11 protein-coding genes are annotated in these 8,224 nt (G+C 68.4%); 1 reads left to right on the plus strand and 10 read right to left on the minus strand.

Going from position 1 to position 8,224, the window contains the following annotated elements:
• Nucleotides 1-261: substrate-binding domain-containing protein (locus ACRDUX_RS05630; protein ID WP_526411828.1), on the plus strand; the 261-nt coding region annotated here is incomplete at its 5' end.
• Nucleotides 262-346: 85 nt separating this feature from the next.
• Here the strand turns inward: ACRDUX_RS05630 and ACRDUX_RS05635 are convergent.
• The 10 genes from ACRDUX_RS05635 to ACRDUX_RS05680 form a co-directional block, all read right to left on the minus strand.
• Entirely contained in the window at nt 347-973 is a 627-nt protein-coding gene (locus ACRDUX_RS05635) for a TetR/AcrR family transcriptional regulator (RefSeq protein ID WP_526411830.1), read from the minus strand.
• A complete protein-coding gene (locus ACRDUX_RS05640; RefSeq protein WP_526411832.1) occupies nt 960-1,814 on the minus strand; it encodes an oxygenase MpaB family protein in 855 nt (284 codons plus the stop codon). The genes ACRDUX_RS05635 and ACRDUX_RS05640 overlap by 14 nt, the downstream gene beginning before the upstream one ends.
• 63 nt (nt 1,815-1,877) lie before the next feature.
• Complete coding sequence (locus ACRDUX_RS05645) at nt 1,878-2,108, minus strand: hypothetical protein (protein WP_526411834.1); 231 nt, start codon at nt 2,106-2,108, stop codon at nt 1,878-1,880.
• Entirely contained in the window at nt 2,105-2,587 is a 483-nt protein-coding gene (gene mce1N / locus ACRDUX_RS05650; protein WP_526411836.1) for a transport-regulating membrane protein Mce1N, read from the minus strand. Before mce1N ends, ACRDUX_RS05645 begins: the two co-directional genes overlap by 4 nt.
• Entirely contained in the window at nt 2,584-2,976 is a 393-nt protein-coding gene (locus tag ACRDUX_RS05655) for a hypothetical protein (protein WP_526411838.1), read from the minus strand. Before ACRDUX_RS05655 ends, mce1N begins: the two co-directional genes overlap by 4 nt.
• A gap of 23 nt (nt 2,977-2,999) precedes the next feature.
• Complete coding sequence (locus ACRDUX_RS05660) at nt 3,000-3,446, minus strand: hypothetical protein (RefSeq protein ID WP_526411840.1); 447 nt, start codon at nt 3,444-3,446, stop codon at nt 3,000-3,002.
• Nucleotides 3,443-4,423, minus strand: coding sequence for a porphobilinogen synthase (hemB, locus tag ACRDUX_RS05665; RefSeq protein ID WP_526411841.1), 981 nt, complete (start codon nt 4,421-4,423; stop codon nt 3,443-3,445). The genes ACRDUX_RS05660 and hemB overlap by 4 nt, the downstream gene beginning before the upstream one ends.
• A 10-nt stretch (nt 4,424-4,433) precedes the next feature.
• Nucleotides 4,434-6,089, minus strand: coding sequence for a bifunctional uroporphyrinogen-III C-methyltransferase/uroporphyrinogen-III synthase (locus tag ACRDUX_RS05670; RefSeq protein ID WP_526411843.1), 1,656 nt, complete (start codon nt 6,087-6,089; stop codon nt 4,434-4,436).
• The gene (gene hemC, locus ACRDUX_RS05675; RefSeq protein ID WP_526411845.1) at nt 6,086-7,051 is read right to left on the minus strand and encodes a hydroxymethylbilane synthase; all 966 of its coding nucleotides are present in this window, start codon (nt 7,049-7,051) and stop codon (nt 6,086-6,088) included. Before hemC ends, ACRDUX_RS05670 begins: the two co-directional genes overlap by 4 nt.
• Before the next feature lie 4 nt (nt 7,052-7,055).
• Nucleotides 7,056-8,224: glutamyl-tRNA reductase (locus tag ACRDUX_RS05680; protein ID WP_526411847.1), on the minus strand; the 1,169-nt coding region annotated here is incomplete at its 5' end.

An 8,224-nucleotide genomic window follows, 5' to 3' on the forward strand; every position in this document is an offset into this window, starting at 1 on the left:
GTCAACGACTTTGCGGCCATCGGCGCACTTGGAGCAATCCGAGCCGACCACCGCACCGTGGGAGCCGACATCGCCGTCGTGGGGTACAACGACACACCGTTGGCAGGTGAACTGCCCATTCCGCTGACCACCGTGCGCTCGTCGATGTGGGACATGGGGGCTCAAGCGATGACGATGCTGCTCGACCGCATCAACGGAAGCACTGTCCAGTCGGTACGGCTCACCCCCACGCTGTCCATCCGCGAAAGCTCCATGCGTTAGCCCCGAAAACCACCATTCACTGGCGGGATCCCATGACAGTTTCTGCTCCTGCCGTCCTCGACCACGCGTCCGGAGCTCGGGTGCGCTAGACGCGCACGGCCCGCAAGGCCACGGGCAGGCTCGGCAGGAAGTGTCTGGTCGCGAATGCCCGCAGTTCGTCGGCGGTGCCCACCGGCTCCGCGCTGGGCAGTAGCAGCACCATCGCGGCGTAGCGCAGGATCGTGTCGGCGAGGTCGTTGACGGCGTCGGCCCCGATCCGGTCGGCGAAGCCGGCGGGGAAGATCACGCGCAGCGCCTCGGCCATCCGCTCGATCGCGGCGCCGTAGTGATGGCGGGCCAGCTCCAGCACCAGCGCGGGTTCGTCCCTCATCATCTGGTCGAGCACCCGGTGCCTGCGGAACATCAGGATCGACTGCGTGAACGCCTCGACGTAATAGTTCGAGGGTGCACCGGCGTTCTTCAGTTCCGCGGCGATGTCGGCGAACAGCACGACGTTCTCGCGTTCGATGACGGCGGCCACCAACTCGTCGCGGTTGGCGAAGCGGCGGTAGATCGTGGTGCGACTCACGCCTGCCCGGCGGGCGACGTCGTCGAGGGCGACCCGCTGGAAGCCGTGCCGCTCGAACTCGACGAGCGCAGCATCGAGGATCGCCTGGGTCGCGTGATCGATCCCCCGGTCGCTGCGCTCCAGCCCGCCGTCAGCCGCGGGCATAGCCGTGTTGCGCGAACTTGTTGTACCGCACGCTCATTGGCAAACGATCCCATGCCCAGTTCACCGGCCGCGAACGCCACACCGCCGCGAATGCCTGATAAGCCTTCTCGCGGCGGTCGCCCCACGGCAGGCCGAGCAGGTCCCTGGCACGTGGCGGCATGCCGCCGGTGGTGATGAACGCGGCAACGGGATTGAACAGCGGGGCCGCCAGCCGCCATGCCAGCGGCGAGACGCCCTTCGGACGCGGGAAGCCCTTGGTGACGTAGCCGATGCCGTACTTGGCGGTGGGGTGGGCGACGACGATCTCGTCCATCATCCGGTCCCAATAGCGTTGAAAGCCAGCGTAATCGGCGGGCATCGGCCGCTCGCTAACCCCGTAGCGGCGGTACCACGTCTTGGATTCGGAGTAGATCCGTTCCTTCTCGTCATCGGTCAGCCGTTTGACGAACGTGTCGGCGAAGTACAGCACCTGCTCGACGAACGTGGCGTGCGCCCAGAAGTACGTCTCGGGGTTGAGCGCGCTGTACCTCTGCCCGTCCGGCATGTCGCCCTTGATGTCGCGGTGGAAGTCCCGCACCCGCGTGCCTTCGTTGTCCTCGTCCGCGCCGTAGACGGTCATGAAGATCGGCGGCAGTGACCGTTTGACCCGCGCCGCGGTGTCGGAGAAGAACACCGAATGGTCGAGCACGCCCTGTCCGAGCTCGGCGAGCATGTTTTGCAGCACCGCCGGCCGCGGGCCGATCAGGTACATGCGGTTGTCGCCGAAGTAGCGCCACACCAGCGAATCCGGGCCGAGCGGGAGAGCGTCTGCGCGCTGGATGCCGTCCGCGAGTTCAGTCATGTGAAACAGTGTTACAGATTCTGCACTTTGTACCACGCGGGTGTGACCAGGCTCACCGACGGCTCATCCACGTCTAAGCCTCGTCACGCCGAGGACGGCCAGCACGCCCGCGATCGTGGCCAGCGCCACCGCAAGGACGATCAGCGACGGGTCGTACGCCACCGTCGGCATCGAGGGCTCACTGGCCGCGACGGGCGCGGCCATCTCGGCGGAACGGGCCGCCAGCCAGCACACCACGCCGCCGACGGCCGCCACGGCGGCCAGCACGAGTTCGACGGTGGCCCGCGACTTCACGACGCCGGCTCGTTCACGACCGAGCCGAGAGCGATTCGCAGCTGACGATGTCTGCGTGCCCACGCCTGCGCCCGCCGGTCGCTGCGCAGCTTGATCCCGATCCCGGTACGACCGCGAGGCACGCCGGTCAGCTCCCCCAGCGCTCGCGAGGCCTGCCACACGGGCACCTCGGATCCGTCGGCCTCGGGGTAGATCTTGACGATCTCCGAGATGAGGATGGTCTCGGCGCCCTGGCGGAGATATTCGGGCGTCAACTCGACCGAGGTGTGGATACGTGCGGCCTTGACCTGGAGACCGAGGAAGCCCGTCACGAGAATGAGAAACACCCCAGGCAGCAACGGCGACCACCCATAACCGGACGAAAGCTGAATCCCCATCATCGTGACCGCGGATATCGGCCCGGCCAGCAGCCACAACAGGCTGGCGCCCGGCTCCGAGAACAGCACCTCGGGCTCTGACTCCCCGACTTGCTCCGTCACCCGGTCCCCTGGCTCTCGTACCACTGCTGGGACGTCGGGCGTTGGCTCATGAACGAGCCGGTGATGAGCAGGATCATGATCACCCCGAACGTGATCGCCCCACCTCCACCGGTCAGCAGCAGGAGCACGAAGTACACGACCCCCGCCAGGGACAGCCCCACCGCCGCGTTGGCGAACTGCTTCTGGCCCTTGCGCGCCCGTCCGGCGAGGAAGGCGAGGGCCAGCCCCACGACGACCAGGATGGCCCCAGCCACCTGCAGGAACAACAGACGTGACTGGGTGGCGGTGAACAGGCCCATCGCCGCAGTGAGACCCGCGGCGACCACCCAACACCAGAAGGCGACGACGACGGAACGTGGCCGATCGACCGGCGCTGATGGGGCGGACATGGTCGGGCCAGCGTATCGCCCCCTCACCGCGTGAAGAACCCGTGGGCGTCCTTGCGGTGAAGCAGATAGGCGCCGCCTGCGATGCACACCGAACCGATGATCGTGGCCACGGCGTACACGATCGCCGCTACCGTCGGCCGCTCGACGTTGAACATGTTGGTCACCGCGTACACCACCGTCGCCGCACCGCCGCCGGTGAGCAGGGTGCGCGCCCATCGGTAGCCCTCCCGCATCAGCAGGAGGAAGGTCAGCACGACCGACGCGATCACCACGACGAACACACCGGACACCGCGTAGACCAATGCCCTTGGCCCTCCGGAAGCGACTTCGGGGACGGTGAGCAGGTCGACGACATAACCGCCGACCATCAGCGGCAACGCGACGATCCACAGCCAAAAGCCGGTGTCGACGTCTTCCGGGCGCGCTCGGGGCTCGGTCTCGGTGGACGGGTGTGGGAGTTGATCCGTCATGCCAGCCAATCGGCGACGTCGGCCGCCCAATAGGACAACACGATGTCGGCGCCCGCGCGCCTGATACTGGTCAGAGTCTCGAGGGCGACGGTCCGCAGATCGATCCAACCGTTGGCCGCAGCGCCGGCGATCATCGAGTACTCACCCGAAACCTGGTACGCCGCAATCGGAACCGGTGATATGTCGGCAGCGGCACGCACCACGTCCAGATACGCCATGGCCGGCTTGACCATGATGATGTCGGCACCCTCGTCGATGTCGAGTTCGATCTCGTGCACGGCCTCCCGAGCATTGCCAGGGTGCTGCTGATACGTGCGTCGGTCACCGCTCAGGCTCGAGCCGACGGCCTCGCGGAACGGGCCGAAGAACCCCGACGCGAACTTCGCCGCGTAGGCGAGGATCACCACGTCGGTGTGCCCCGCCGCGTCGAGACCGTCGCGGATCGCCGCGACCTGGCCGTCCATCATCCCGCTCGGGCCGACGACGTGGGCACCCGAATTCGCCTGGGCCACCGCCAATTCCACGTACCGGGCATTGGTGGCGTCATTGTCGACCCGCCCCGCGGCATCCAGCACGCCACAATGCCCGTGATCGGTGAACTCGTCGAGACACGTATCGGCCATCAACACGGTGGCATCGCCGAGATCGGCAGCCAGCTCGCGCAGCGCGACGTTCAGGATCCCGTCTGGATCCGTACCGACGGAGCCGACGGGATCCTTGTCCTCGTCGCGCGGCACGCCGAACAACATCAACCCGCCAACGCCAGCACCGACGGCAGCCGCCGCGGCCTTGCGCGCCGAATCGACGGTGTGCTGATAGACGCCCGGCATGGAGGAAATCTGCCGCGGTTCGTCGATGCCGTCGGCGACGAACATCGGCAGGACCAGATGCCTTGGCTCCAGCGACGTCTGTGCCACCAGCCTGCGTAAGGCAGGAGTGGTACGCAGCCGACGCGGCCGGTGTCTGGGATATGCCACGCTACCGACCTTAGCGGCGACGACTCTTCTTGCGCGGCGGCGGCAACGCCCCCTCGGCACGCAGGCGGGCGGCATGCTCGGCGAGCGCCTCCACCAGCGGTCCGACGGCGGCCGTCTCCGGCTGGACGTCGACGCGCAGCCCGAATTCGGCTGCGGTCTCGGCAGTCTTGGGCCCGATGCACGCGACGATGGTCCGCGCGTGCGGCTTACCCGCGATGCCGACCAGGTTGCGCACGGTCGAGCTCGAGGTGAAGCACACCGCGTCGAAGCCGCCGGTCTTGATCATCTCGCGCGTCTGCGCGGGCGGCGGGGCCGCGCGCACGGTCCGGTACGCAGTGACGTCCTCGATCTCCCAGCCGCGTTCGCGAAGCCCCTCGGCCAGCGTCTCGGTGGCGATGTCGGCACGGGGCAGCAGCACCCGGTTCACCGGATCGAAGATGTCGTCGTACGGCGGGAACTCGTCGAGCAAGCCGAGCGACGATTGTTCACCGGACGGCACCAGCTCGGGGTTGATGCCGAAGGCACGGACCCGGTCCGCCGTCGCCTGCCCGACGCAGGCGATCTTCACGCCCGAGAAGGCACGCGCATCGAGACCGAACTCGTTGAACTTCTCCCACACCGCACGCACGGCGTTGGTGGAGGTGAACACGACCCACTGGAAGCGGCCGTCGACGAGCCCCTTCACCGCACGCTCCATCTGGGCGGGGCTGCGCGGCGGCTCGACGGCGATGGTCGGCACCTCGATCGGCAGCGCGCCGTGGGACACCAACCGGTCGCTCATCTCGCCGGCCTGGTCCTTGGTGCGCGGCACCAGCACGGTCCAGCCGTACAGCGCGCGGTTCTCCCACCAGTTCAGCTTGGCGCGGTTGGCGACGGTCTTGCCGATGGTCACCACCAGCGGGCCGACGAGCGGCCCTGCCGGGTCGGACGTCGTGAGGGTCGCCTTGTCGAGCAGGCCCGCAAGCGTCGACTCCACCGAACGCTGTTGGCACGTCGTGCCGTTCGCGGTGACGACGCACGGCGTCGAGTCGGTCAGCCCGTACTCGATCAGCGTTCGCGCGGCGTCCGCGAGGTGAGTTGCTCCCGCGTGCAGGATCAGTGGACCCGGCGCCGCTGCGAGCGCGGCCCAGTCGACGTCACCACGGACGTCGGCGACGGTGTGCGACGAGCCGAGGGGCAGCCCGGCGTACGTCGGTATGGCGGTGGTCGGCGCGAGCCCAGGCACGATCTCGAAATGCGCCTGCGTGCGGGCCAGCGCGGCCACCTCGGTGACGACGGCGTCGACCGACAGCGGATCGCCCGCTACCAACCGCACGACGTCGACGCCGGTGCGTGCCTCGTGCACCAACAGCTTGGCCACCTCGGCCGGATCGCCCAGTGCAGGACGCACATCGGCTCCGCCGGGGATGGTCGCCACCGCCGCAGGGGCCGTCGCCGCGTCGGCCCCGTCGTTGCTGGGTGGTGCTGCCTCCGCCGGTCCCGATGTCGGAGGCAGCTCGGAGCCAACGATCGCGAGCACCGCTTCTCCGACGTCGGGGTCCGTGAAGACCAGTGCCGCGTTGGCCAGAACCGTGCGTGCCCTCGTCGTCAGCAGGCCCGGATCACCGGGCCCCGAGCCGACGAACGTGATTCGGCCGGGCTTCAGTTTGCGCCCTCGGGTCGTCATCCTTCACTCCCGCTCTCAGTCCGCTGATCCAACAAGTCCCGGGCCCCCAGATCGAACAACTCCGCTGCGACCGAGAGACCAAGCTCTCGGGCCCGCTCGGGTGTCCCGATTCCGGACGCACGGATCACGTCGGATCCGTCCAGCGCCGCCACGCAGCCGCGTAGCGACAGCTCCTCGAAGATGCGGCCCTCCTCGTCGATGGACTCGACCACTTCTGCGATCGCACCCACCGGCGCGGAACACCCCGCCTCCAGCTCGGCGAGCAGGACTCGCTCAGCGGTGACTGCGACGCGCGTGTCGGAATGGTCCATCTCCGCCAGCAGCGCAGCGAGCTCGGTGTCGCTCGCACGACACTCCACTGCGAGCGCACCTTGGGCCGGCGCTGGCAACATCTGCACCGGCTCCAGAGTCTCGGTGACGTCGTCTTGCCGTCCGATGCGGACCAGTCCCGCCCGGGCGACGACCACGCCGTCGAGATCACCGTTGCTTACCCTGTTCAACCTGGTGTCTAGGTTGCCTCTTAGGGGGCGAATTTCCAAACCGAGACCCAGTGCTCTAAGCTGCGCGGCCCGCCGCGGGCTCGACGTGCCGATCACCGAACCGGCTGGCAACTCCCCCAGCACCATCCCGTCGCGTGCCACCAACGCGTCCCTGGCGTCCTCGCGTGGCGGTATGGCGGCGATGACGAACCTGTCGTCCGCGGCGGTCGGCAAATCCTTGTACGAGTGCACGGCCACGTCGACACGGCCGTCGGCGATGGCGTCGCGCAGGGCCGCGGTGAACACCCCGACGCCGATGTCGGCGATCGGTTCACTGGAACGATCGCCGGCGGTGGAGATGACGACGAGTTCGGCGGCGTGCCCCTTGGCCACCAGGGCGTCCCTGATCAAGCCGGCCTGGGTGGTAGCCAGCAGGCTCCCCCTAGTGCCGATCCGGATGACCGTATCGCGCGTGAATGACAAGTGCTTACTCGGCCCGGCCCAGATCGAGCCGGGTATCGCCTGGCACCAAATCTGTTGCAACGATGGGTAATTCGCCCCCCGAGACGGCGTCGACGGCCTGCGGGTCGAGCTCGAACAACTCGCGCAGCGCCTCGGCGTAGCTGTCGCCGCCCGGCGCACTCGCCAATTGCTTGACTCGCACCGTCGGCGCGTGCAGCAGCTTGTCGACGACGCGGCGTACCGTCCGCGCGACCTCGTCACGATGCGTCGCCTCGAGCCCAGGTAGCCGGTTGTCCAGCCGCAGCAGCTCCGCCTCGACGACGTCCGCGGCCCGTTGGCGCAGGGCCGTGACGGTCGGGGTGACCTCGGCCATCCGTTGTCCGGCAAGGTAGTTGGCAACCTCCGCGGCAACGATCGCCCGGGCCGCCTCGGCGTCGGAGGCCGCCGCACGGGCGGCCGGCTCGCGCTGGATGCGCTCCATGTCGATGACGTACACACCGGGCAGACCGGCTACGGCGGGATCGACGTCACGGGGCATGCCGAGGTCGCAGACGACCAACTGCTTCGGCTCCTGCCCGTGGGCCAGGCCGCGGTGCACGTCGGCGAGCGAGACCACCGGGCGCACCGCGCCGGTACACGACACGACCACGTCGGCATCGGCAAGCAACGGAGGGAGGTGGTCGAACGGGAAGGCATGCGCGTCGACGCCCTGATCCCGCAGATTCTTGACGAGCCGCTCGGCGCGCGGCAGCGAGCGGTTCACGACGTGGACCCGGCCGATGCCCGCCCGCACCAGGTGCGCAGCCGACAGGGCCCCCATGGACCCGGCGCCGATCACGACGGCGGAACGACCGGCCAGCCCGCCGGACAACCTGCGGTCGGCCATCTCCAGCGCGACGGACACCACCGAGGCGCCCGCGGCGTCGATACCCGTCTCGGAGTGCACCCGCTTGCCCACCGAAAGGGCGCGCTGGGCCAGCTCGTGAAGCGTCCGCCCGACGGTCTGGTGAGCCTCGGCGGAGGCATAGGACCTGCGCACCTGCCCCAACACCTGCTGTTCGCCGATCACGGCCGAATCCAGTCCGCTGGTCACCGCGAAGAGATGCTCGACGGCGGCTTCGGCGTAGCGCACGTACGCGTACTTGGTGAGATCGCCCAGTGACATTCCGCTGTGTTCGGAGAGCACCTGTCCGA

This window comes from Mycobacterium sp. (assembly GCF_050701675.1).
GTDB lineage: Bacteria > Actinomycetota > Actinomycetes > Mycobacteriales > Mycobacteriaceae > Mycobacterium.